22 protein-coding genes are annotated in these 21,814 nt (G+C 72.3%); 15 read left to right on the top strand and 7 right to left on the bottom strand.

What is annotated here, in order from left to right; genetic code table 11:
• The first annotated feature begins 65 nt into the window (after positions 1–65).
• Genes ABZX85_RS13380 through ABZX85_RS13370 form a run of 3 tightly spaced genes read left to right on the top strand, consistent with a single transcriptional unit; the run spans position 66 to position 2,384 of the window.
• On the top strand, positions 66–902 hold the full coding sequence (locus tag ABZX85_RS13380) for a mycofactocin-coupled SDR family oxidoreductase (protein ID WP_355866252.1): 837 nt from the start codon (positions 66–68) through the stop codon (positions 900–902).
• Between the two features lie 52 nt (positions 903–954).
• Positions 955–2,148: a cytochrome P450 gene (locus ABZX85_RS13375; RefSeq protein WP_355866249.1), complete on the top strand. Its 1,194-nt coding sequence runs from the start codon at positions 955–957 to the stop codon at positions 2,146–2,148.
• Positions 2,148–2,384: a ferredoxin gene (locus ABZX85_RS13370; protein WP_355866246.1), complete on the top strand. Its 237-nt coding sequence runs from the start codon at positions 2,148–2,150 to the stop codon at positions 2,382–2,384. Before ABZX85_RS13375 ends, ABZX85_RS13370 begins: the two co-directional genes overlap by 1 nt.
• A 52-nt stretch (positions 2,385–2,436) precedes the next feature.
• On the opposite strand, the gene ABZX85_RS13365 is transcribed toward ABZX85_RS13370, so the two are convergent.
• The 3 genes from ABZX85_RS13365 to ABZX85_RS13355 form a co-directional block, all read right to left on the bottom strand.
• Complete coding sequence (locus ABZX85_RS13365) at positions 2,437–3,237, bottom strand: methyltransferase domain-containing protein (RefSeq protein WP_355866243.1); 801 nt, start codon at positions 3,235–3,237, stop codon at positions 2,437–2,439.
• Positions 3,238–3,271: 34 nt separating this feature from the next.
• Positions 3,272–4,501 (bottom strand): cytochrome P450, encoded by a 1,230-nt coding sequence (locus ABZX85_RS13360; protein WP_355866240.1) that lies wholly within the window; start codon positions 4,499–4,501, stop codon positions 3,272–3,274.
• Positions 4,502–4,596: 95 nt separating this feature from the next.
• On the bottom strand, positions 4,597–5,007 hold the full coding sequence (locus ABZX85_RS13355) for a VOC family protein (RefSeq protein WP_355866237.1): 411 nt from the start codon (positions 5,005–5,007) through the stop codon (positions 4,597–4,599).
• 246 nt (positions 5,008–5,253) lie between these two features.
• On the opposite strand from ABZX85_RS13355, the gene ABZX85_RS13350 reads away from it, so the two are divergent.
• Genes ABZX85_RS13350 through ABZX85_RS13340 form a run of 3 tightly spaced genes read left to right on the top strand, consistent with a single transcriptional unit; the run spans position 5,254 to position 9,547 of the window.
• Positions 5,254–7,233, top strand: coding sequence for a carbamoyltransferase C-terminal domain-containing protein (locus ABZX85_RS13350; protein WP_355866234.1), 1,980 nt, complete (start codon positions 5,254–5,256; stop codon positions 7,231–7,233).
• 26 nt (positions 7,234–7,259) lie between these two features.
• On the top strand, positions 7,260–8,162 hold the full coding sequence (locus tag ABZX85_RS13345) for a methyltransferase domain-containing protein (RefSeq protein ID WP_355866231.1): 903 nt from the start codon (positions 7,260–7,262) through the stop codon (positions 8,160–8,162).
• Positions 8,159–9,547, top strand: a complete 1,389-nt coding sequence (locus ABZX85_RS13340) for a cytochrome P450 (RefSeq protein ID WP_355866228.1) — start codon at positions 8,159–8,161, stop codon at positions 9,545–9,547. The genes ABZX85_RS13345 and ABZX85_RS13340 overlap by 4 nt, the downstream gene beginning before the upstream one ends.
• 68 nt (positions 9,548–9,615) lie before the next feature.
• On the opposite strand, the gene ABZX85_RS13335 is transcribed toward ABZX85_RS13340, so the two are convergent.
• Positions 9,616–10,791, bottom strand: coding sequence for a cytochrome P450 (locus tag ABZX85_RS13335; protein WP_355866225.1), 1,176 nt, complete (start codon positions 10,789–10,791; stop codon positions 9,616–9,618).
• A 191-nt stretch (positions 10,792–10,982) separates the two neighbouring features.
• Between ABZX85_RS13335 and ABZX85_RS13330 the strand changes: the two genes are divergently transcribed.
• The 4 genes from ABZX85_RS13330 to ABZX85_RS13315 are packed head-to-tail and all read left to right on the top strand — an operon-like array spanning position 10,983 to position 14,451.
• Positions 10,983–11,816: a methyltransferase domain-containing protein gene (locus tag ABZX85_RS13330; protein ID WP_355866222.1), complete on the top strand. Its 834-nt coding sequence runs from the start codon at positions 10,983–10,985 to the stop codon at positions 11,814–11,816.
• Positions 11,813–12,991 (top strand): cytochrome P450, encoded by a 1,179-nt coding sequence (locus ABZX85_RS13325; RefSeq protein WP_355866219.1) that lies wholly within the window; start codon positions 11,813–11,815, stop codon positions 12,989–12,991. Before ABZX85_RS13330 ends, ABZX85_RS13325 begins: the two co-directional genes overlap by 4 nt.
• Before the next feature lie 5 nt (positions 12,992–12,996).
• A complete protein-coding gene (locus tag ABZX85_RS13320) occupies positions 12,997–14,007 on the top strand; it encodes a Rieske 2Fe-2S domain-containing protein (protein WP_355866216.1) in 1,011 nt (336 codons plus the stop codon).
• Between the two features lie 30 nt (positions 14,008–14,037).
• Entirely contained in the window at positions 14,038–14,451 is a 414-nt protein-coding gene (locus ABZX85_RS13315; protein WP_355866213.1) for a VOC family protein, read from the top strand.
• Position 14,452: 1 nt separating this feature from the next.
• On the opposite strand, the gene ABZX85_RS13310 is transcribed toward ABZX85_RS13315, so the two are convergent.
• Both ABZX85_RS13310 and ABZX85_RS13305 read right to left on the bottom strand, forming a co-directional pair.
• Positions 14,453–15,811 (bottom strand): NDP-hexose 2,3-dehydratase family protein, encoded by a 1,359-nt coding sequence (locus tag ABZX85_RS13310; protein ID WP_355866210.1) that lies wholly within the window; start codon positions 15,809–15,811, stop codon positions 14,453–14,455.
• Positions 15,799–16,740, bottom strand: a complete 942-nt coding sequence (locus tag ABZX85_RS13305; RefSeq protein ID WP_355866207.1) for an NAD-dependent epimerase/dehydratase family protein — start codon at positions 16,738–16,740, stop codon at positions 15,799–15,801. Before ABZX85_RS13305 ends, ABZX85_RS13310 begins: the two co-directional genes overlap by 13 nt.
• A 198-nt stretch (positions 16,741–16,938) precedes the next feature.
• Here ABZX85_RS13305 and ABZX85_RS13300 point away from each other — a divergent pair, with 198 nt between their 5' ends.
• The 5 genes from ABZX85_RS13300 to ABZX85_RS13280 all read left to right on the top strand — a co-directional run bounded on the left by ABZX85_RS13300 (position 16,939) and on the right by ABZX85_RS13280 (position 21,479).
• The gene (locus ABZX85_RS13300; protein WP_355866204.1) at positions 16,939–18,183 is read left to right on the top strand and encodes a nucleotide disphospho-sugar-binding domain-containing protein; all 1,245 of its coding nucleotides are present in this window, start codon (positions 16,939–16,941) and stop codon (positions 18,181–18,183) included.
• Positions 18,180–19,253 (top strand): polysaccharide pyruvyl transferase family protein, encoded by a 1,074-nt coding sequence (locus ABZX85_RS13295; protein WP_355866201.1) that lies wholly within the window; start codon positions 18,180–18,182, stop codon positions 19,251–19,253. The genes ABZX85_RS13300 and ABZX85_RS13295 overlap by 4 nt, the downstream gene beginning before the upstream one ends.
• A gap of 4 nt (positions 19,254–19,257) precedes the next feature.
• Positions 19,258–20,220, top strand: coding sequence for a Gfo/Idh/MocA family oxidoreductase (locus ABZX85_RS13290; protein WP_355866198.1), 963 nt, complete (start codon positions 19,258–19,260; stop codon positions 20,218–20,220).
• 81 nt (positions 20,221–20,301) lie between these two features.
• Positions 20,302–20,511, top strand: coding sequence for a hypothetical protein (locus tag ABZX85_RS13285; RefSeq protein WP_355866195.1), 210 nt, complete (start codon positions 20,302–20,304; stop codon positions 20,509–20,511).
• Between the two features lie 8 nt (positions 20,512–20,519).
• A complete protein-coding gene (locus ABZX85_RS13280) occupies positions 20,520–21,479 on the top strand; it encodes a hypothetical protein (RefSeq protein WP_355866192.1) in 960 nt (319 codons plus the stop codon).
• Between the two features lie 12 nt (positions 21,480–21,491).
• Here ABZX85_RS13280 and ABZX85_RS13275 read toward each other — a convergent pair whose 3' ends face one another.
• Positions 21,492–21,800, bottom strand: a complete 309-nt coding sequence (locus tag ABZX85_RS13275; RefSeq protein ID WP_355866189.1) for a carbohydrate-binding module family 14 protein — start codon at positions 21,798–21,800, stop codon at positions 21,492–21,494.
• Between the last annotated feature and the right edge of the window lie 14 nt (positions 21,801–21,814).

Here is a 21,814-nt window from a genome sequence, read left to right as displayed (position 1 = left end):
TTTCCCGGCCGGCGGCGCACCTCTCCCGCACCCCTGTCGTCGTACCGAGGAATCGAGGCACAGTCATGCCCGGACGAGTGGAAGGCAAGGTCGCCTTCGTCACCGGAGCCGCGCGCGGTCAGGGCCGCAGCCATGCCGTGCGGCTCGCGGAGGAAGGCGCCGACATCATCGCCGTGGACGTCTGCGAACAGCTCGACGGCGTCACGTTCCCCATGTCCACCCCCGAGGATCTGGAGGAGACCGCCGAGCTGGTGCGCAAGACGGGCCGCGGGATCGTCGCCGTCAAGGCGGACGTCCGCGACCACGACGCCCTCAAGGACACCGTCGACCGCGGGGTCGCCGAGTTCGGGCGGCTCGACATCGTCGTGGCCAACGCGGGCCTCGGCAGCGACGGGGCGACGCTCGACGCGATGCGCGAGAAGACCTGGCGGGACATGATCGACGTCAACCTGACCGGTGTCTGGCTGTCGGCGAAGGTGGCGATCCCGCACCTCGTGGCCGGCGGCCGGGGCGGCTCGCTGATCCTCACCAGCTCCGTCGGCGGGCTCAAGGGGTACGAGAACATCGGCCACTACATCGCCGCGAAACACGGTGTCGTCGGCCTGATGCGCAGCCTGGCAAGGGAGTTGGGGCCGCACGGCATCCGCGTCAACACCCTCCACCCCACCCAGGTCAACACGCCGATGGTGATGCACGACGCGACCTACCGGATGTTCCGCCCCGACCTGGAACACCCCACCGCCGACGACTTCGCGGCCGTCTCGCAGGGGATGCACGTCCTGCCGACCCCTTGGGTGGAGGCCCAGGACGTCAGCCACGCCGTCCTCTTCCTCGCCTGCGACGAGTCCCGTTTCATCACCGGCGCGACCCTGCCGGTCGACGCGGGCGCCCTGCTCAAGTAGCGGGCCCGCGCCCGCCGTTCGGCCGATAAATCGCTCAAGTAGGAGACGCACCATGGCCGTTGCCGCCGAGACGCTCTACTGGGACCCCTACGACCCCGCCCTCGCCCAGGACCCCTACCCGATCTACGCCCGCCTGCGCGAGGAGGCCCCGCTCTACCACAACGAGACCCACGACTTCTACGCCGTCAGCCGGCACGCCGACGTCCAGCGCGGCCTGGCCGACTGGCGGACGTACTCCTCCGCGCGGGGCGACATCCTGGAGATCGTCCAGGCGGACGTCGAACTCCCGCCGGGGACCCTGATCTTCGAGGACCCGCCGGTCCACGACATCCACCGGCGGCTGCTGGCACGGCTGTTCACCCCGCGCCGCCTCGCCGCGCTGGAGCCGCAGGTGCGGGCGTTCTGCCGGCGCGCGCTCGAACCGGTCACCGGGGCCGAGCGGTTCGACCTCGTGGAGGCGGTCGGCGCGGAGCTGCCGATGCGGGTGATCGGCATGCTGCTGGGCATCCCGGAGTCCGACCAGCCCACGTTCCGCGACCGCACCGACGAGACGCTGAACACCGAGGGCACCGGGAAGATCGACCACGAGGAGATCCTCAGCACCGAGGGGTTCCGCGAGTACATCGACTGGCGCAAGGACCACCCCTCCGACGACCTCATGACCGAGCTGATGACCGCCGAGTTCGAGGACGAGAACGGCGTCACCCGCACCCTCACCGACGAGGAGGTCCTCACCTACTGCACGGTCGTCGCGGGCGCCGGGAACGAGACCACCGGGCGGCTGATCGGCTGGTTCGGCGCGCTCATGGCCCGCCATCCCGAGGCCCGCCGCGAACTCGCCGCCGACCCCTCGCTGATCCCGGGCGCCATCGAGGAGGTGCTCCGCTTCGAGCCGACGGGCCCGTTCACCGCGCGGTATGTCACACAGGACGTCGAGCTGTACGGCCGTACCGTGCCGGCGGGCAGCGCGATCCTGTTCGTCCAGGCCGCCGCCAACCGCGATCCCCGGCGCTTCGACGAGCCCGACCGGTTCGACATCCACCGCGTCACCCAGCACCTGAGCTTCGGCGTCGGCGCGCACTACTGCCTCGGCGCGGGCCTCGCCCGGCTGGAGGGCCGGGTGGCGGCCGAGGAACTGCTCCAGCGCTTCCCCGGCTGGCAGGTCGACTGGGAGCACGCCGAGTTGGCCCAGACCTCGACCGTGCGCGGCTGGAAGACCCTGCCGCTCGTCGTCGGGGAGGCGTGATGGCCGACGCGCGCTGGGCCGTCACCGTCGACAAACGGGCCTGCGTACGCACCGGGTTGTGCGCGGCCTCCGCACCCGACCGGTTCGTCCTCGACGAGCGGGGGCAGGGGGAGGCGCGGGAGAGCGTGCTGCCCGCCTCCGAGGAGGTCCTCGAAGTCGCCGAGTCCTGCCCGATCGAGGCGATCTCGATCGTGGACGCGGAGACGGGGGAGGGGGTGTTTCCACCGGAGGACTGATCGCCGGACGGCTGATCGTCGGACGGTGCGGGGGCCGCCTGACAGCGGGCCTTCAGGCGGCTCCGCGCGCGCCGGGGCCGTCCGCCGGAGAGCGGTGCGCGGTGGCGACGACGATGTAGTAGCCGAGGCCGGCTGCCGCGTCCAGATCCAGGTCGAGGCCCTGTGCGACCTCGGCCAGGCAGGCGAGCGAGCGGGGGACGGTCTCGGCGGTGATGTCCAGGAGTTCCACGAGCCGGAGGTCGAGGGAGCGCAGCAGGGGAGGGTAGTCGTCGGGGCTGAGGGTCGTGGCGTGCATGGACTCCGGCGCGACCGGCACCGGGGGGAGGCGGTCGTAGAAGTCGGTCAGGACGATCCGGCCGCCGGGGCGCACGACGCGCCGCATCTCGCGGAGGACCTGGGCGCGGTCGGGCATGTGCTGCATCGATTCGAGGGCGAGGACCGCGTCGAAGGAGGCGTCCGGGTAGGGCAGTCGCATCGCGTCGGCGCGGGAGAAGGACAGACGGTCGGTGAGGGACAGTGTGCGGGCGAGCGCGTCGGCGAGGGCGATCTGCTCCTGGCTCACCGAGACGCCCGTCACCTCGGCGCCCGTGCGCAGGGCGATCCGGGCCGCCGGGGCGCCCGCTCCGCAGCCGACGTCCAGCAGCCGGCTCCCGGGGCCGATCCGCAGACGCTCCGTCATGAGGTCGGTCAGCCGGTCCATGGCCTCCTGGAACGTGGCCCGGCTCTCCGGGGTGTCCCAGTAGCCGAGGTGCGCGCTGTAGCCCTGCTGGAGGTCGTCCCCCATGAACACGGCGAGGTCCTCGGTCAGGCGGTCGTACTGCCGCCCGACCTCCTCGGCGACCCGGTCTGTCATTCCGTCCTCCTTACGATCACGGTACTTTCGCCCACTATGGACGGGTACGGTCCGCCGTGCCATCCCGCCAGGTGACCGGCAACTCCCGTAGCCCGACGACCAGCCCGCCGTCGGTCTGCGCCAGCTCCGCCGCCGGGACGGCCAACTCCAGCCCGGGGAAGGCGGCGAGGACACCGGCGAACGCCACCTCCAGTTCCGTACGCGCGACTTGGGCGCCCAGGCAGTAGTGCGGGCCGTGCCCGAACGTGACGTGACGGGCGGCGCCCTCGCGGGTGATGTCGAGGCGACCCGGGTCGGGGAAGGCGTCCGGATCGAGGTTCGCGGCGGGGGCGTTGACGAAGACGACACCGCCGGCGGGGATGGTGACGCCGCCGAGTTCGACGTCGGACGTGGTGGCGCGGACCTGGCCGTCGTAGGGGCGGGGGCTCAGCGGGACGTACCGCAGGACTTCCTGCACGGCGGCCGGCAGCAGGGTCATGTCGGCGCGCAGGGCGGCGAGTTGGTCGGGGTTGTCGAGCAGGGCGAGCAGACCCTTGGCGAGGACGGCGGCGGTGGTCTCGTTGCCCGCGAGGAGGAGACCGCAGGCGCTGTGCACCAACTCCTTCTCGCTGAGCAGGTGTTGCTCGTCGCAGGCGGTGACGAGGTCCTGGAGGAGGCCCCCGCCGTCGGGGTCCGGGGCGGGGGTGCGGCGCTCCGTGCCGACCAGGTCCGTCATGTAGTCGATGAGTGCCTGGAACGCCTGCTGGGACTCCTCGGGCGGGTACGTGCGGAAGGCCGTGACGCGCTCGGCCCAGTGGGCGACGCGCTCCCGGTCCCCGGGCGGGCAGCCGAGGATCTCGGAGACGACCATGAGCGGCAGGGGACGGCACAGCCCGGCGACGAGGTCGGCGGTCGGGCCCGCCTCGACGAGCGGCGCGAGCAGCCCGTCCACCATCCGCCGGACGCCGGACCGGGTGGCGCGGCTGCGGCCCGCGTTGAACGCGCCCGTGAACAGGCGGTGCAGCCGCGAGTCCGTGGGGGCGTTGTCCTCCGAGACGCTCGACAGCTCGTCCACCGCGCCGGCCCGGCGTGCCTCGGCGCGGCTGAACACGGGGTCGGACAGCACGGCCCGTACCTCGGTCATCCCGGTGACCAGCCAGCCGTTCACCCCGTTCTCGCCGGTGAACTCCCGTACGGGAGCCTCCCGCCACAGCTCCCGCACCGCCTCCGGAACCCCGTACACGTCCTGTGCGCTTTTGGTGATGAATCGGTTCGTATCGGCCACCGGTCGAGGCTAACGCGCCCCGGCCGGTGCCTCATCTCCAGACGCCGGCGGCCGGTCGGTCCCGGGGCGCCGGTGAGCCGTCCGCCGGTCGCGCGTCAGTCGTCCGTCGGCACGTGGAAGTACCAGCGGACGCCGAACTTGTCGTAGACCCCGGCGGCCTGGTCGCCCCCGGAGGTCTCGCGGAGGTCGAAGTGGACGGTGCCGTCGCCCGAGGAGAGGGCGTCGGAGAGGTGCTGGGCCTGCTCGGGGGAGTCGACGACGAGGAGGATGGAGTGGCCGCCGTGGTCGATGGGCTCCAGCATCACGTCACCGCAGGTCAGTAAACCCTCGCCGATCCTGAGCGTGGCGAAGTGCACTTTGTGGCCCAGCTCCTCGGGGACCTCGTGGTCCGCGTGCAGATCGCTGTAACGGCTCAGGGACTCGACCTTCGCCCCGAGGGCGGTCCGGTAGAACTCGATGGCCTCTTCGCAGGTTCCGAAGAAGTCCACGTGCGGCAGTACCTGCATGGGTCTTTTCCTCTCCGCGCGCTTCGACAGGGAGGTGCCTTCCCAGCGTATCGACCGTAAGAAGGCGGGTTGGGGCAAAGTTCGAAAGATGTGACGTACCGGGTCAAATCCCATGAAAGTTACCGGAGTTGCGCGGGAGGACCGGGCTCCCGGCGGACGTGCGGCATTCGGCCGAACGTGTACAGCTGCCGAATCGTCTCTTGTTCGAATTGCGGGGGTATGTTCGGCGACCTTACGTTGTCGAACATGCTGACGATCGGATTGAACGGAAACTTCTCTCCGGAGGACTCCGATATCGTGCCCGGTCTGCGCGAGTACATGTACCACGACGCCGCCGCCGCCCTAGTCCAGGACGGCGTACTGATCGCGGCGGTCGAGGAGGAACGGCTCAACCGGATCAAGCACACGACGAAATTCCCCGTCAACGCCGTCCGGGCCTGTCTCGAACTGGCCGGTGCGACCCCCGCCGACATCGACGCCGTCGGCTACTACTTCCCCGAGCAGTACCTCGACCTCATGCTCAACGGCCTCTACGCCGACCACCCCGCCGTCCCCCTCCGCTCCTCGCGGCAGCTGATCAAGGACCGCCTCCAAGAGGCCCTGAACTGGGAACTCCCCGACGCGAAGCTCTTCCACGCCTCGCACCACCGCGCCCACGCGATGTCCGGCCTCACCCGCTCCGGCATGTCCGAGGCCCTCGTCGTCGTCCTCGACGGCATGGGCGAGGACTCCTCCGGAACCGTGTTCGGCGCCACCGGCGGCGAGTTGGAGCCCCTGACGAAATTCGCCATGCACAAGTCGCTGGGCCTGCTCTACCTGAACGCCACCAGGCATCTCGGTTTCCGCTTCGGCGACGAGTACAAGGTGATGGGACTCGCCCCCTACGGAGACCCCGAAACCTACCGCCCGGTTTTCGACTCGATGTACACGCTCGGCCCGGACGGCGATTACGAATTCCCGCCGCACGCCCTCGCCTTCGAATACGTGAGCAACCTGTTCTTCGCCCACGGAATGCCGCCGAGACGCTCGTACGAACCCCTGGAACAGGCCCACAAGGATTTCGCCGCCGGACTCCAGGAGATGCTGGAGCGGATCGTCCTGCACGTGCTGACGCACTGGCGCCGCGCCACCCGCCACACCCGGCTCGTGTTCAGCGGCGGCGTCGCCCACAATTGCAGCCTCAACGGCGCGATCCTGCGCTCGGGCCTGTTCACCGAGATGTTCGTGCACCCCGCCTCCCACGACGCGGGCACGGCGGAGGGCGCGGCGCTGCTGGCGCAGGAGTCGCTGTCCGGGACGATCCGCCTCAAGGAACGGATGCGGACCGCGAGCCTCGGCCCCGCGCTCGGCGGCGCATCCGACGTCGAGGCGACGGTCCGGGCATGGGGCGCACTCGTGGAGTACGAGCGCCCGGCGGACGTCGTCGGGACCACGGCCCGCCTGCTCGCGGACGGCGCCGTCGTCGGATGGGCCCACGGGCGTTCGGAGTTCGGGCCGCGCGCGCTCGGCCACCGCAGCATCCTCGCCGACCCCCGGCCGGCGGAGAACCGGACCCGCATCAACGCGATGATCAAGAAACGGGAGAGCTTCCGGCCGTTCGCCCCGATGGTCACCGCCGAGGCCGCCGGCACCTGGTTCGACCTCACCGACACCACCGCGCACCACGACTTCATGTCGTTCGTCGTCCGGGTCCGCCCCGAACACCGCGAGCACCTCGGCGCGGTCACCCACGTCGACGGCACCGCCCGCGTCCAGACCGTCGACGCGGAGGCGAACGAGCGGGTCCACCGCCTGATCACCCGCTTCGGCGCCCTCACCGGCACCCCGGTCCTGCTCAACACGTCGATGAACAACAACGCCGAACCGATCGTCCAGAGCGTCGAGGACGTCCTGACCTGCCTCCTCACCACCGACCTCGACCTCGCGGTCGTCGACGACCTCGTCGTCCGCAGACGCCCCGGATTCCTGGCCGCCCTCGACGGCCTCGTCCTGACGTTCCGTCCCGTCACCCGCCTGGTCAGAACCGTGAAAGCACCGGGCGCCGTCACCCACGAGATCTTCCTCGACTACGCCACCGGCCCCCGGGCGGCCGTGTCCCCCGAACTGTTCGCCGTGCTGGAGCGGGCGGACGGCACCAGTCCGGTCGGCCCCCTCACCGAGGAGACCCGCACCGAACTGCACGCCCTGTGGCAGCAACGATTCTTCACCCTCGCACCGGCCTCCTGAGAAGAAGCCTCCCGAAAGGACCCCGCATGCACAACGCCGAATACCTGGAGCTGGTGAGAACCCCCTCGGGCCGCGAACACCACTACGCCCGCGTCGTCGACCGCTACTACGAACAGGTCACCGACGTCTGCCGGGACGTCTGGTCCGACTCCTTCCACCTCGCCTGGTTCACCGAAGGCCAGCAACTCCCCGACGCCCAGCACACGATGCAGCGCTGGCTCGCCGACCAGGCCCGCTTCACCGCCGGGTCCCGGCTTCTCGACGTCGGCTGCGGCATCGGCGGCCCCGCCGCGACCGTCGCCGCACACACCGGCGCCGAGGTGACCGGCGTCAACATCTGCGGGCACCAGGTCCAGGTCGCCCGCGCACTGCACGCGGGCAGCGAGCGGCTCACGTTCGTCGAGGCCGACGCGATGAACCTGCCTTTCGAAGCAGGGGAGTTCGACGGCGTCTTCTCCATCGAAGCCCTCTGCTACGCCCCCGACAAACACCACGTCTACGCCGAGATCGCCAAGGTGATCCGCCCCGGCGGCGCCTTCGTCGGCGCCGACTGGTTCTGCGCCGACGGCCTCACCGACGCCGAGTACGCCCGCTGGGTGGAGCCCATGTGCCAGGGCTTCGCCATCCCGCACGTCATCCCGTTCGGCGAGCTGAAGGGGTACCTGGAGGCCGCCGGCTTCGACGTCGAGTCCGTCTCCCGGTACGACGACCACGGCGACACCGGCCCCAACTGGGCGCCGGCCGCGCCGGATTCGTACGCGGACGGCGACGAGCGCCCCGACCTCACGGCGGACGGCTTCGACAGCCTGCTCGCCCGGTCGCTGCCCGCGCTGCGGGACGGCTGCCTCCAGGGCAAGGTGGTCATGGGGTGCTGGGTCGCGCGCAGACGGGACGACGGCGGGGCCGTGCGCGACGGCGACCGCGCATGACCGGCGCCGCCCGGGTCACCCCCGTACGCACCGCCCCCGCCCGGGTCGCGCCCGCGCCCGGCGCGCTGCCCGTCCTCGGGCACGCCCTGCCGCTCGCCCGGCACCCGCTGCCCTTCCTCGCCTCGCTCCCCGCGCACGGCGACCTCGTGAGGATCAAGCTCGGACCGGTGCCGTTCCACGTCCTGTGCGACCCCGGGCTCGTCCACCAGGTCCTGCTGGACGACCGGACGTTCGACAAGGGCGGCGCGATCTTCGACCTCGTACGGACCGTCGCCGGCAACGGGCTCGCGACCTGCCCGCACCAGGAGCACCGCCGCCAACGCCGCCTCCTGCAACCGGCGTTCCACCGAGAACGGCTCCCCGGGTACGCGCAGGTGATGTCCTCGGAGATCACCGCGATGCTCGACGGCTGGACCGAGGGCCGGGAGATCGACGCCCTCGCCACGATGAACGAGCTGACCGCGAACCTCGCGACCCGCACCCTGTTCGCCGCCGAACTCGACGACGAGACGTTCGCGGAACTGCGGCTGTGCATGCACGACGTGATGACCGGCATGATGCGCCGGATGCTGCTCCCGTGGTCCGTCCTGAACCGGCTGCCCACCCCGGGCAACCGCCGCTTCCACCGGGCCCGCGCCCGCCTGCGCCGGTACGTCGCGCAGCTCACCGACGACTACCGGCGCGCGGGCGTCGACCACGGCGACCTGCTGTCGATCCTGCTGGCCGTCCGCGACGACGACGGACAGGGCCTCACCGAGGACGAGATCCACGACCAGGTCTTCACGTTCTACCTCGGCGGCAGCGAGACCACCGCGCCCCTGCTGTCCTGGGCGCTCTACCTGCTCGGCCGCGACCCCGGCATCCGGGAACGGCTGCACGCCGAGGTCGACACGGTCCTCGACGGCCGGGTCGCCACGCACGACGACATCCCCCGCCTGGAGCTGACCCGCAGGGTCGTGATGGAGACGCTGCGGCTGTACCCGCCGGGCTGGCTGTTCACCCGCATCACCACGCGGGCCGCCGAACTGGCCGGACACCGGCTGCCCGCCGGGTCGATCGTCCTCTACAGCCCGCACATCGTGCACCACCGCGCCGACCTCTTCCCCGAGCCCGAGCGCTTCGACCCCGACCGCTGGGGCGACGACGCGGGCCGGCCCTCGCGCGGGGTGTTCACCCCCTTCGGCAGCGGCGCCCGCAAGTGCATCGGCGAGGTCTTCGCGCTGACCGAGGCGACCCTCGCCCTCGCCTCGATCGTCGCCCGCTGGCAGCTCGACCCCCTCCCCGGAGCCCACACCCGCATGGCCCCCCGCCTCTCCTCCACCCCTCGCTCCCTCCCGATGTCCCTGCGGGAACGAGTGCGGAGTACGTCACGAACGGGCAGGTGAGACAAAAGAGTCCGGGAACAGGGGCGGGACGACGCCGTCGAACCGCAGCCGCCGTCCTCGCCCCTCGCTCACCACCCCACCGGCATCTCCCTGAGCCCCCGCAGCGACATCCGCGACCGCCACACCAGCCCTCCGGCGAGGCGCAGTCCGGGCACCCGCAACAGCAGGGCGCGCAGGGCCTCCTGGATCTCCAGGCGGGCCAGAGCCGATCCGGGGCAGTAGTGGACGCCGTGCCCGAACCCCATGTGCTGATTGGCGGGCCGCTCGAAGTCGAGGGTGTCGGGGTCGGGGAAGCGTTCCGCGTCACGGTCCGCCGACCCCACCGAGACGACGACCGGCTCACCCTCGCGCACGAGCGTCCCGCCGACCTCGACGTCCCGGGTGGCCCACCGGGCGGCGAGGGCACCGCCCCGCAGCGGGACGTACCGGAGCAGCTCCTCGACGGCGGCCGGGATCAACTCCGGCTCCTCGCGCAGGCGTTCCATCTGCTCGGGGTGCTGGAACAGCGTGTACAGGAAGGCGGGGATCGACGTGGCGGTGGACTCGTGACCGGCGATCAGCAGACCCACGCACTGCTCGAACAACTCGGCCTCGGAGAGCCGGTCCTCGTTGTCCCGCGCCTCGATGAGCGCGGTCATCAGATCGTCCCCCGGCCGCTCGCGGCGCTCGGCGACGAGGTCGGACATGTAGGCGTGGAACCGGAGGATGCTCGCCTCCGCCTCCTGCGCGCTGACCGAACTCGACACCGCGTCGTCGCTCCACCGGCGGAACAGGGGAAGGTCCGCCTCGGGCACCCCGAGGAGCCGGCAGATCACGGTGACGGGCAGCGGCAGCGCGAACGACTCGACGAGATCGGCGGGTTGACCGGCGGCGACCATGTCGTCGGCCAACCGCTCGGCCAGCGCCCGCACTTCGGGCCGCATCCGCTCCATGCGCTGCACGGTGAACGCCTTCGCGAGCAGCCGCCGCAGCCGGGTGTGGTCCGGCGGGTCCATCGCGAGCAGACCCCGGTTGACCTGGCCCGGCGCCTCGCGGGGCTCGTCGTTCGCGACGCACGCGGCCCGGCTGAACAGCGGGTCGGCGAGCACGCTGCGGGCGTCCGCGTAGCGGGTGACGAGCCACGCCGGATCGCCGTACGGCAGCCGTACCCGGCGCAGCCCCGGGCCCCGGCGGGCCTCCGCGTAGCGCTCGGACAGGTCGAGGCCGGGGCCTTCGTTGAACGGGTAGTCGGCGGGTGCGGACATACGGGGCTCTCCTCGTGTCGACGGCAGGACGCGGACGTACCCGTCCGCGCCCCGCCCGGTGCGCCCCGGGCCGGTGAAGTATCCATACGGCGTCAGCGATTCACCCTGACGGTGCCTCTCGCGGAGGGCGGCGTTTCGGTGGGCGGGCGCCGGAGACAGGAATGCGGACAGCACAGCCGAGTGGAGGACAGATGGCGGAACAGGCGACAGCGCGGACCGTGCCCGTGGCCGAGGAGGTCGGGCGGATGTACGACCGCATGACCGTGCTCGCGGCGGGCCTCACGGGCGGGGACGGCTTCAACGCCCACCTCGGCTACTGGGACACCCCGGACAGCCCGCTCACCTACGACGAGGCCATGGACCGGCTCACCGACGTCATGACCGACCGGCTGCGCATCGGCGCCGGGTCCCGGCTCCTCGACGTCGGCTGCGGGGTCGGCGCCCCGGCCGTCCGCATCGCCCGGCGCACCGGGGCCGGGGTGACCGGCATCTCGGTCAGCCGTGAACAGGTCGAGCGGGCCGACGTGTTGGCGCGAGAGGCCGCGCTCACCGGCCGGGTCGTCTTCCAGCAGGCGGACGCGATGCGGCAGCCGTACGCGGACGCCACGTTCGACGCGGCGTTCGCCCTCGAATCGATGCCGCACATGCCGGACCGGGCGCAGGCGCTGCGGGAGGTGCGGCGGGTGCTGAAGCCCGGCGGCCGGCTCGTGCTGACCGACTTCTTCCGGCGGCCCGCGCACCGCGACGACGACCCGTCCCTGCGCGCCGCGATGGGCTCGACGCTCGCCGAACTCGACGGCTATCCCGCCCTGTTGAGGTCGGTGGGCCTGGAGTTCGTGGAGATGACCGACATCAGCGAGGAGACCGTCCCGAGGTCGTTCGCCCTCCTCGCGGAGCGCGCGCGAGGGCTCGACCTGGCGGACGACGACATCGAGGCGCGCTGCTACTTCGACCCGCAGGCGCTGATGGACCCCGCCCTACTCGGCTACCTCCTGGTCGTCGCCCGCCGACCGCTCGCCGAGTGAGCCCGGCCGTCACCCGGCTGCCCTTCGCGCAGGGCAGCCCGCTGCGGATCGCGCCCCGGCTGCGCGAACTGCGCGCCGAGGGCACCGTGCACGCCGTGCGCACCGCGACGGGCGACCCGGCCTGGCTCGTCACCGGCCACGCGCAGGTGCGCGGCCTCCTGGACGACGACCGGCTCGGCCGCACCCACCCGAACCCGCGGACCGCCGCCCGCACCGACGAGACCCTCTTCAACGGCCTCCTCGGCAACCACGCCACCGAGGCCGCCGACCACGCCCGCATCCGCACCCTGCTCCAACCGCACTTCTCCCCCCGGAACATGCGGGCCCTGCGCCCCCGCGTCGAATCCCTCACCGCCCGCCTCCTCGACGACCTGACCGCACTCGGCCCGCCCGCCGACCTGCACACCGCACTCGCCGAACCCCTGCCGATCCTGGTCGTCTGCGAACTCCTCGGCGTCCCCTACGCGGACCGCGCCCGCTTCCGCACGCTCACCGCCGACGCCGCCGCCCTCGGCGACCCGGACCGCGCCCAGCGCGGCATGCTCGAACTCTTCGCGTACGGCCGTGAGCTGGTCGCCCGCAAACGCCTCGAACCCGGCGACGACGTGCTCTCCCGGCTCGCCGCCACCGAGGGCGTCCCGGACGACGAGATCGCCGGGCTGTCGATGGCCCTGCTGTTCGCCGGGCACGAGACGACGGTCGTCCACCTCGGCCTCGGCGTCCTCCTGCTGCTGGCCCACCCCGAGCAGTGGCGGGCGCTCGTCACCGGCCCCGAGCTGATCCCCGGCGCCGTCGAGGAGATCCTGCGCGCCTCGACGACGGGGACGGGCGGCGGGATTCCCCGGTACGCGCGCGAGGACCTCGACATCGACGGGACCGCCGTCCGCGCCGGGGACCTCGTCCTGCTCGGCAACAGCGCCGCCAACCACGACCCGGACGCGTTTCCCGACCCGGACCTCTTCGACATCACCCGGCGGGCAGGCGCCCACGTCACCTTCGGGCACGGCGCCCGCTACTGTCTGGGCGCACCCCTGGCCCGGCTCGAACTCCACACGGTCCTCACCCAACTCACCTCGCGTTTCCCCGAGTTGCGCCTCGACGCGGACCCCGACACGCTGACGACCCGTCAGGACACGCTGACCGGTGGGCTGGCCGAGCTGCCGGTGCGGTGGTGACGCCGGTGAACAGGCAGCTGAGGCTGTTCAGGGACGGCCGGGGCGCGACCCCAGCCCGGGAGGCCGAACTCCCGCTGCCCGACGGCTGGTTCTGCGTCGGCCTCGGGCACGAGATCCGGCCCGGCGCGCTGCTCACCCGCAGGCTCGGGGAGGAGGACGTCGTCCTGGCTCGGGGCGCGAGCGGGGTGCTGCGGGCGCTGCGGCCCCACTGCCCCCATCTCGGGGCGCATCTCGGGGTCATGGGCGCCGTGTCGGGCGAGGAGATCACCTGCGGGTTCCACCGGTTCGCGTTCAGCCTCGACGGCCCCTGCCTGCGGACGCCGTACGGGCGGGGGGTACCCCGGGCCGCGCTCGGGACGCTGCATGTGCGGGAGACCGGGGGGCTCGTCCTCGTCTGGCTCGGCAGGGGCGGCGCTCCGGCGTGGGAGCCGCCGCAGATCCCCGTCGAGGGCTGGCAGCGGCCCCGGGCGCGGATGTACGAGGTCGCCAGCCATCCGCAGCAGATGACCGAGAACGTCATCGACTTCGGGCACCTGGAGCAGTTGCACGGCGCGACCCTCGCGAAGGAGCCCGAGGCGTCGTTCGACGGGCCCGTCTGCACGGGCGGATTCCAGGTCGTCCGCACACTCCCGCGCCTCGGCCGGGTCACCGCCGAGTACACGTTCGCCGTCCACGGCCTCGGGCTCACCGTCATCGAGAGCGCGCTGCCCTTCGCCGGCGCCCGCACCCGGTTCTTCGCGCTGCCCACCCCGGTCGGGCCCTGGCGGACCCAGTTCCGGTTCGCGGCGACGGCCACGACCGCGTCGACCGGCCTCGCGGGCGCCCTCGGGGCACGCCTCCTGCGCGAGGTGTTCTACGCGATCCACGCCGCCGGCAGCCTCCCCGACCTCCCGGTGTGGCAGTACCAGCGCTACCGGCCCACACCCCGGCTCGCGCCCGGGGACGGGCCCATCGGCCGGTACCGGAGATGGGCGCGGCAGTTCTATCCCGCCGACGAGCAGCACCCCGCAGAGTAGTTCCGTCCCGCCGAACGCCAGGAGGCCGTCATGCCGTTCACGCCCTGCATCAGCGTCCGCGACACCGCCGTCAGCATCGGCTTCTACCGGAGTCTCGGCTTCGACGTCGACTCCAGTCTCGCCCGCCCCGGCGACGACGTCCATCTCCTGCTCTACCAGGGCGAGTTCTGCGGGCTGCTGCACAGCAACGCCGACCTCAAGGAGTGGCTGCCCCCGCTCGCGGACACCCCGGTCGGACTGTCCGGGGTGCTGTATCTGACCGTCGACGACTTCGACGACTTCCATGAGCGGGTGCGCTACAAGGCCGGTGTGATCAAAGGGCCGTTGACCGACGACCTGGGGCAACGGGTCTTCTACTTCCGGGACATCGACAAGTACGTCATCGGCGTCCACGACCGGGCCACGTTCCGGGCGAGCGAACTGGCCCGGTACGAGGGCGCGTAGCTCACAGCAGGCAGGCCATCAGGCTGCGCGCCTCGACGTTCAGGTAGTAGCCGAGGCGCATCAGCCGGTTGAGCAACCCCAGGGACATCCACCGGTAGTTGGGCGGCGCGTCGACCGCCAGGCCCTCCGGGACCCGCACCACCAGATGCCGGGTGTCGGCGTTCTGGAACCGGCCGCCGTCCTCCGACTGCACCGAGTCCACGACCCGCCACGCCGGATCGCCCTCCAACAGGCCCGCCAGCGGCGGCAGATCCTCCAGCCCCCGGTAGCTGCCCGGCGTCAGCTGCACCGTCGGCGCCAGCTCCACCCGGTCGGTCGCCCCCGGCTGGGCCATCGCCTGCACCAGGAACTGGAGCGTGCCCTCCCGGAGCTGGCAGACGAACGCGGCGACGTTGCCCGGGTTCGGCCGCAGCATCGGCTGCGTCCAGGACGCCACCTCACGGCTCGTCGCCCCCACCGACAGACCGATGATCTGGAAGTACCGGCCCTCGGCGTGCCGCACACTGTGCCCGTCGCACACCCAGCCCGGCATGGCCCGCAGACTCGTGCGCCGCACGTCGAGTTCGAACCGCGCCTTCTGGTCGATGAGCCACGTCATCGCCGAGGCCACGTCACCGTCCGAGGTCTGCCGCTGATGCGACACGACGACGTCGTCGTCAGCCCAAGTGCCCGACGACGCGTACGTGATCGACGACAGGACGGTCCGCGCGTTCATGTTCACCCGGTCGCCCAGCGCGAGCATCCGCCGCAGCTGGCCCAGCGTCAGCCAGGTGAACTCCTCCCCGACCGGCACCTCCTCGTCCGGCGGGATCTCCACGATCATGTTCCGGTTGCGCTTGTACAGGTACCAGGAGGAATGCTCCGACAGCAGATGGTCGAAGACGACGGCCCGGCCGCCCGGCCGCAGGAAGTAGTCGAGATACGGCGTCGCCCGACCGCCGTGCACCCGCTCGTAGTTGCTCGGCGTCGCCTGCACCGTCGCCGAGTACTGCACCAGCGCGGTGTTCCCCGGCTCCATCTTCGCCTGCATCAGGAAGTGCAGGACGCCGTCGATGCGCTTCACCAGAATCCCCAGGATTCCGATGTCGGGCTGCACGATGATCGGCTGGCACCACCGCGGCGTCGTACCGAACGTGGTGCGCACGGCCAGCCCCTCGACCGTGAAGAAACGCCCCGAGGCGTGCCCGAGGTGCTCCCCGAGACGCCAGTCCGTGAGCGAGTCCAGCGGGATCTGCTCCACCCGGAACGAGGACGCGGCGGCCCGCTCGCGCAGGAACGCCTCCGGGTCCGGGGTGAGCGGGGTCTCGGCGGTGCGCGCCGAGGACAGGAAGTCCCGGGCGCCGGTGATCAGGACGGACATGCCGCGGACTCCTTCCGCAGGGCGCGCGCCATCAGGGCGAGGCCCGCCGCCGGATGCAGCGGCGCGAACCCCACGAGGGAGCGCAGCAGCGACGCGTCCACCACGAGGCTCCCCGTGTCGGTGCCGGCGCTCGGCCCCGGCTCCACCGGGAAGTGCCGCTCCGTCGCCGTCGACACCAGGTCGACCACCTCCGCGATCGAACACCCCACGCCCGAGCCGACGTTGACCGTCGAGGGCAGCTCCCCGGGCAGCGCCAGCAGATCGAGGACGGCCCGCGTGAAGTCGTCCACGTGCAGGAAGTCCCGGCGCTGCGCCCCGGTGCCGTGCAGGACGAACGGCTTGCCGGTGAGCGCGCAGCGGAACGCCGCCGACACCACGCCCTGGCCGCGCGACTCCGGGAGCAGCCGCCCGTACACGTTGGAGCAGCGCAGCGCCGTGCACGGCAGGCCGTGGACCCGGCGGTAGAAGGCCAGGTACTCCTCCGCCACCAGCCGCGACATGCCGTACGGGGAGACGGGGCGGGCGGGATGGGACTCCGTGCGCGGGTCGGGGCCGGGGGCGTAGACGCCGCCCGCCGAGGACAGGAACACGATCCGGGTGGCGGGGCTGAGGGCGCGTACCGCCTCGCAGACGCCCACGATCAGCGACAGCGTCTCCACGACGTCCGCCTCCGGCTCGTCCGCCGACGGCACCGGGAACCGGCCCCCCGCCGCCACCACGACGGCGTCGACACCCCGGCCCAGCACGGCCGGCAACTCCTCGGCCCCGCCGCCGAGTACGAACCTCGGGGAGGGCCGCTCGCTGAGCGCGTACGGATCGGAACGCCCGATCGCGGTGACGTCCCAGCCGCGGTGCCCGGCCCCCACCGCGAGGGCACCGCCCAGGAATCCGGCTCCGACGACGGCCACCCGGGTCATGGGTGCGGTCATGGTCCACGCTCCTCTCGTCCACCCCATCCGTTCTCCGTCCGGCGCGCGCGGACCCCGGCGGAGCGGACTTGTAACCCGTGTGTCGCAGTGCCGTCCCCGATGTGAACTCGACCGGCCTAATCGAATGCGCGATCGGACGCGGGCCCGGGAAAGGTCGGGGGAGCCCGATCAGGCCGCACCGCAACGGAGAACCCCGAGATGCGCATCGTCGTCGCCGTCCTGCCCGTGAAAGCGCACCTCAACGCGGTGATCCCGCTCGCCTGGGCGCTGCGCGGCGCCGGTCACGAGATCGTCGTCACCGCCGACTGGGGGCCCGAGCGGGACGCCGCCCGGCACATCGCGCAGGCGGGCCTGACCGCCGTACCGCTCGGCGGCGAGGGCGACATCTCGCCGGTGCGGCCGGGGGACCACAACGAGTCCGGGTTCCTCGCGCTGGACCCGGACGACCCGGACGCGGCGCACTGGGACCGCTTCCACGAGGCGGTGCGCTTCCTGTGCACGCAGGTGTACGCGCCGGACGTCCCGCTCGGTGAACGGCACGGCCTGCTGCGGAAACTGGTCGCCTTCACCGGCGCCTGGAAGCCCGACCTGGTGCTGTGGGACATGCTCATGTTCCCCGCCCCCGTCGCCGCCCGGACCTGCGGCGCCGCCCACGCCCGGCTCGTCTGGGGCGCCGACACCGTCGCCATGCTCCGCGCCCGCCTGCGCGCCGCGTCGCCCGGCGACCCGGGCGCGCGGTGGCTCGCGCCGCTTCTCGCCCCGTACGGGCTGGAGTTCACCGAACGGACCCTGCTGGGCGACTGGTCCGTCGACCTCAGCCGCCCCCATCCCTACCCCGCCCACGGCCCGACCGTCCCCGTCCGCCGCATCCCCTACGGCGGTCCGGCCGAGTACGCGCCCTGGCTCCACGAACCCCGGGTCCGGCCCCGGGTCGTCGTCACCCTCGGCATGACCCGCCAGGAGGTCCGCCTGCCCGGAAGCGCCTTTCCCCTGCGCGACTTCCTCGACGCCGCCGCCGGTCTGGACGCCGACCTCCTTCTCACTCTCACCGGCGAACTCGGCCCTCTCCCCGACAACGTGCACGCTGTCGGATACGTTCCGTTCGAGCAGCTTTTGCCGAGCTGTGCGGCCATCGTCCACCAGGGCGGGCGGGGCACGTTCGCCGCCGCTGCCGCCTGCCGGGTGCCGCAGATCGTCGTCCCGCAGCCGCTGTGGGACGAGACGGCGACCGCGCGGCAGGTGGTGGCGTACGGGGCGGGGCTCGCCCTCGAACTCGACGGGCTCGACGGGGGGACGCTCTGCGAGGCGCTCCTGCGGGTCCTCGAAGAACCCGGGTTCTGGGAGGGCGCGGAGCGGCTGTACGACGACCTGATGGCCGACCCTCCGCCGACGCACTGCGTGTCCCGGCTGGAGGAACTCGCCGCGATCCACCTCGGCTCATGAGCGGCGCCCACCACCTCGTGTGCGCGGCGGGCATCCCCAACTACGGGGACGAGCTGATCGCGGCGACGTGGCTGCGGTACCTCGCCGAGCGGGCCCCGGACACGGACGTCGTCGTCGACTGCCTGTATCCCGAGAACGCCGCCGCCCGGCTCACCGGCATCCATCCGCGTGCCCGGTTCACGAACGTCCTGTGGCAGCTCTGTCTGAGCCAGTGGGGTGAGGACGATCCGGCGGTCGTCTGCGCGCGGGTCGCGGAGAAGGCGGCGGGCGGGCTGGACGGGGCGCGGGTGATCCATCTGGCGGGCGGGGGGTTCCTCAACGGGCTCTGGCCCGTCTTCAGCGGGCTGCTGGCGGGGATCGTCGCCGGGGGCGAGAGCGGTGGCGCGCGGATCGCCGCGACCGGGCAGGGGCTGTGGCCGCCTGTCGAGGGGGGCGGGCTCGTGCGGTCCCTGCTGGACCGGTTCGACGTCGTGGACGTGCGGGACGCGCCGTCCGCGTCGTACGCCGGGGTCGCCGAGGACGCCGTCCTGGCGGACGACGTGTTTCTCGGGTTCGGGGCGCGTCTGCTGCGGGTGGGGGAGGAGGTGCCGGAGGTGATGGTGAGTGTGCAGTCGCTGACGGCGGAGGGGGCGGCGGGGGAGACCGTGCGGTGGGTCGCGGAGGTGCTGCGCGTGTGGGGCGTGAGGGAGGTGGGGCTGCTGGAGTGCTCGCCGGACATCGACCGTGAAGTGCTCGCGCTGGCCGAGGAGTCGCTGCCCGTCGTGCGCCGGTACTCCCTCGACGACGTCCTCGCCCGGGGGCTGCCCGCGCGGGCCGGACAGTGCTGGATCAGCACGCGGTTCCATCCGCATCTGGTGGCCGCGGCGGCGGGGGCGGTGGGGGTGGCGTTGGACGTGCGGCCCGACTACTACGGCACGAAGCACCGGTCGCTGATCGACGGGGGTTCCGGGTGGCGGCTGCTGGAGCGGGGGGAGATCCCTGAGCGGCCGGTGGGCGGTGGGTACGAGGCCGGGCGGCTGCGGGAGCTGCGGGACGCGAAGGCCGCCGTGGCCGGGCGGATCTATGGGTGAGGGCGTGGAGTTGCTGCTGATCGGGTTCTCCCGGTTCGCCCGGCGCCGGGTGCTGCCCGCCGTCGCGTCCCTGCCGGGGATCACCGCTGTCGACGTCGCGAGCCGGCACGCGACGCCGGGGGACCTGGCCGGTGTCGTCAAGGCGCGGGACCTCTACGGTGACTGGCGTGCGGCGGTGGAGGTGTGCGCGCCGGGGCTGGCGTACGTGTCGCTGGAGAACGGTGAACACGGCGTCGTCGTACGGGAGTTGGTGGAGAGGGGGTGGCATGTGGTGGTCGACAAGCCGGCCTGCGTCGACGCCGGGACCGTGGAGTCGGCGCGGCGTTCGGGGGTGGTGCTCGCGGAGGCGACCTGTTACTCGTTCCACCCGGTGTTCCGGGTCGTCGAGGGGTTCGCGGCGGACACCCGGCAGGTCGTGGCCGTGTTCACGCCGCCGGTCCCGGTGGACGACTTCCGGCACGATCCGGTGCGCGGAGGCGGGGCGTTGCTCGACACCGGGCCCTATCTCGCCTCGCTGGGGCGGGTGTTGTGGGGGCTGGAGCCGGAGGAGGTGAGCGTCGTGGTGGGGGAGCGGGAGGGTGGGCTCGTGCTGTCGTACAGCGTGCTGGCCCGGTACGCGCAGGGGCGGAGCGTCGTCGGGCACTTCGGGTTCACCGGGGTGTACCAGAACACCCTTCAGCTGCTCGGCGGGCGTCAAGTCGTCGATGTGCGGCGGCCGTTCTCGATGCCGCCCGGCCTGGAGACGGAGGTGAGGGTGCGGGACGGGGGCGGGGAGCGGGTGGTGCGGGTGCCGCCCGCCGACAGCATGGCGGTGTTTCTGGGGCGGGTGCTGGACGCGGTGAGTACGGGGTCCCGGGAGTTCGACGGGCCGTTGCTGGGGGATGCGCGGACGCTCGGGAGACTGGTGCGGGCGGCTGGCGCGGGCGGCGAACGGTGGGGCGGCGGCGTGGAGTCCGGATTCCCTTGAAAGTTCCAGTACTTGAGTGTTTGAATGACCGCGCGCCCTCGGTTCCCGAGCCCGCGCACCCCCCACGAAAGGTCTCCCCCCATGAGGACCTCAGCTCTGGCGCTCTCCGTGGGCGCCGCCGCCGTCACCCTGCTCGGCATCCCCGCGACCGCCTCGGCCGCCACGACCACGACCACCCCCGACACCGCGTCCGTCAGCAGCGCCTTCCGCGGCGCGCTGGACCAGGGCACCGTCGTCCGCACCCAGGACTACTGCGAGCCCGGCGCCAACATCCCCGGACGCTGTAGCTGACGAACGACATGGCGGCACCGCACGCCCTCGTGGTGTCCCTGCGCAAAGCGGGGACACACGTGTTGAGGGAACTGGCGACCCGGGTCGGGTACACGCTGTACGGGGAGGTCTCGGCCGGGGACGACGTCCGGCCGGTGCTCAAGGGGGACACGCTGTGGCGGGTCCTGACGGCCGTGTACGGCGAGGACGAGCTCCGGGCGCTCACCACGAGCGAGGACCGGGCCGTCGTCGACGCCGCGATCGCGGAGGCGGCCGACGCGTACTACGCGGCCTGGCGGGTACGGCTGGACCTGCCCTGGCGCGGGCCCGCCGAGGAGGCGCCGCCGCCGGAGCTGGTCTCCCGGGCGCTCGCCCGGACGCCCGCGCGTTTCGCGGATACCCCCGAGGGGGTCTGCTGGTTCCTCCACGGACTCGACGCGCGCCGGATCGACGAGGGTTTCCTGGACGAGTGGCTGGACACCGGAACCCCGAGGATCGTCCTCAACTACCGTGACCCGCGCGACGTCCTGCTCTCCATGGTGAACTTCCTCGCCGACGCGGGCGGACGCGACGTCGGCCGCTTCACGGACCACCGCGTCTACCGGGGCATCCTCCAGAACGCGCCCACCCTCGGCGAACGCCTCACCATCGCCCTCACCGACCCCTGCTTCCCCGGCGCCGACGCCTTCGAGAACAGCCTCTGGCTCCTGCGCCACCCCGCCGTCTGCAAGGTCTCCTTCGAAGAACTCGTCGGCCCCCGGGGCGGCGGCTCCCGCGAACTCCAGACCGGCGCCGCCCTGCGCGTCGCCCGCTTCCTCGACGCCGGCGACCACGACCCCGCCGCCCTCGCCGACAGCCTCTTCAACGACCGCTCCTACTCGTTCCACCGGGGCCGGATCGGCGCATGGCGCGACCACTTCACCCCGGAGCACGAGAAACTCTTCGAGGAACGGTACGGGGCGATCCTGGACGCCTACGGGTACCGGTGACGAACTGTTCCGCTAGGGCTGGTAGTTGGGCGGGTAGACCTTCAGCGTCGGGTCGGTGGAGGCCGGCCAGTCGCACATGCCGAGCGGACGCGGCCGGGGGTTGTAGACCAGGCCCGACGGACAGGAGTCGACCCGGCTCGCGCCGTTGAGGCACTCCACGTACAACTCGGGCCGGTCCCAGCCCGGGTGTGAGTAGTTCGCGTCCGGGGCGCCGGCACAGTAGTCGACCGGCAGCACGGACGACGGGGCGGCGGCGCCCAGCAGGAAGGGGAGCGCGCAGGCGAGCGCGGCGGCTGTGGTGCGGAGGGTTCGGATACTCATGCCCGGTCAACGAC

The sequence above is a fragment of the Streptomyces sp. NPDC004539 genome, from assembly GCF_040610055.1.
Taxonomy (GTDB): domain Bacteria; phylum Actinomycetota; class Actinomycetes; order Streptomycetales; family Streptomycetaceae; genus Streptomyces.
The sequence above is the reverse complement of the archived record's forward strand: the minus strand, read 5'-3'. Positions and strand labels throughout refer to the sequence as shown.

Coding starts and splice junctions, on each gene's coding strand:
- ABZX85_RS13330 (WP_355866222.1), top strand. CDS start 10,983: ATGGCGGAACAGGCGACAGCGCGGACCGTGCCCGTGGCCGAGGAGGTC.
- ABZX85_RS13365 (WP_355866243.1), bottom strand. CDS start 3,237: ATGACAGACCGGGTCGCCGAGGAGGTCGGGCGGCAGTACGACCGCCTG.
- ABZX85_RS13275 (WP_355866189.1), bottom strand. CDS start 21,800: ATGAGTATCCGAACCCTCCGCACCACAGCCGCCGCGCTCGCCTGCGCG.
- ABZX85_RS13295 (WP_355866201.1), top strand. CDS start 18,180: ATGAGCGGCGCCCACCACCTCGTGTGCGCGGCGGGCATCCCCAACTAC.
- ABZX85_RS13380 (WP_355866252.1), top strand. CDS start 66: ATGCCCGGACGAGTGGAAGGCAAGGTCGCCTTCGTCACCGGAGCCGCG.
- ABZX85_RS13335 (WP_355866225.1), bottom strand. CDS start 10,791: ATGTCCGCACCCGCCGACTACCCGTTCAACGAAGGCCCCGGCCTCGAC.
- ABZX85_RS13350 (WP_355866234.1), top strand. CDS start 5,254: ATGCTGACGATCGGATTGAACGGAAACTTCTCTCCGGAGGACTCCGAT.
- ABZX85_RS13345 (WP_355866231.1), top strand. CDS start 7,260: ATGCACAACGCCGAATACCTGGAGCTGGTGAGAACCCCCTCGGGCCGC.
- ABZX85_RS13280 (WP_355866192.1), top strand. CDS start 20,520: ATGGCGGCACCGCACGCCCTCGTGGTGTCCCTGCGCAAAGCGGGGACA.
- ABZX85_RS13285 (WP_355866195.1), top strand. CDS start 20,302: ATGAGGACCTCAGCTCTGGCGCTCTCCGTGGGCGCCGCCGCCGTCACC.
- ABZX85_RS13310 (WP_355866210.1), bottom strand. CDS start 15,811: ATGTCCGTCCTGATCACCGGCGCCCGGGACTTCCTGTCCTCGGCGCGC.
- ABZX85_RS13305 (WP_355866207.1), bottom strand. CDS start 16,740: ATGACCGCACCCATGACCCGGGTGGCCGTCGTCGGAGCCGGATTCCTG.
- ABZX85_RS13370 (WP_355866246.1), top strand. CDS start 2,148: ATGGCCGACGCGCGCTGGGCCGTCACCGTCGACAAACGGGCCTGCGTA.
- ABZX85_RS13355 (WP_355866237.1), bottom strand. CDS start 5,007: ATGCAGGTACTGCCGCACGTGGACTTCTTCGGAACCTGCGAAGAGGCC.
- ABZX85_RS13375 (WP_355866249.1), top strand. CDS start 955: ATGGCCGTTGCCGCCGAGACGCTCTACTGGGACCCCTACGACCCCGCC.
- ABZX85_RS13315 (WP_355866213.1), top strand. CDS start 14,038: ATGCCGTTCACGCCCTGCATCAGCGTCCGCGACACCGCCGTCAGCATC.
- ABZX85_RS13300 (WP_355866204.1), top strand. CDS start 16,939: ATGCGCATCGTCGTCGCCGTCCTGCCCGTGAAAGCGCACCTCAACGCG.
- ABZX85_RS13340 (WP_355866228.1), top strand. CDS start 8,159: ATGACCGGCGCCGCCCGGGTCACCCCCGTACGCACCGCCCCCGCCCGG.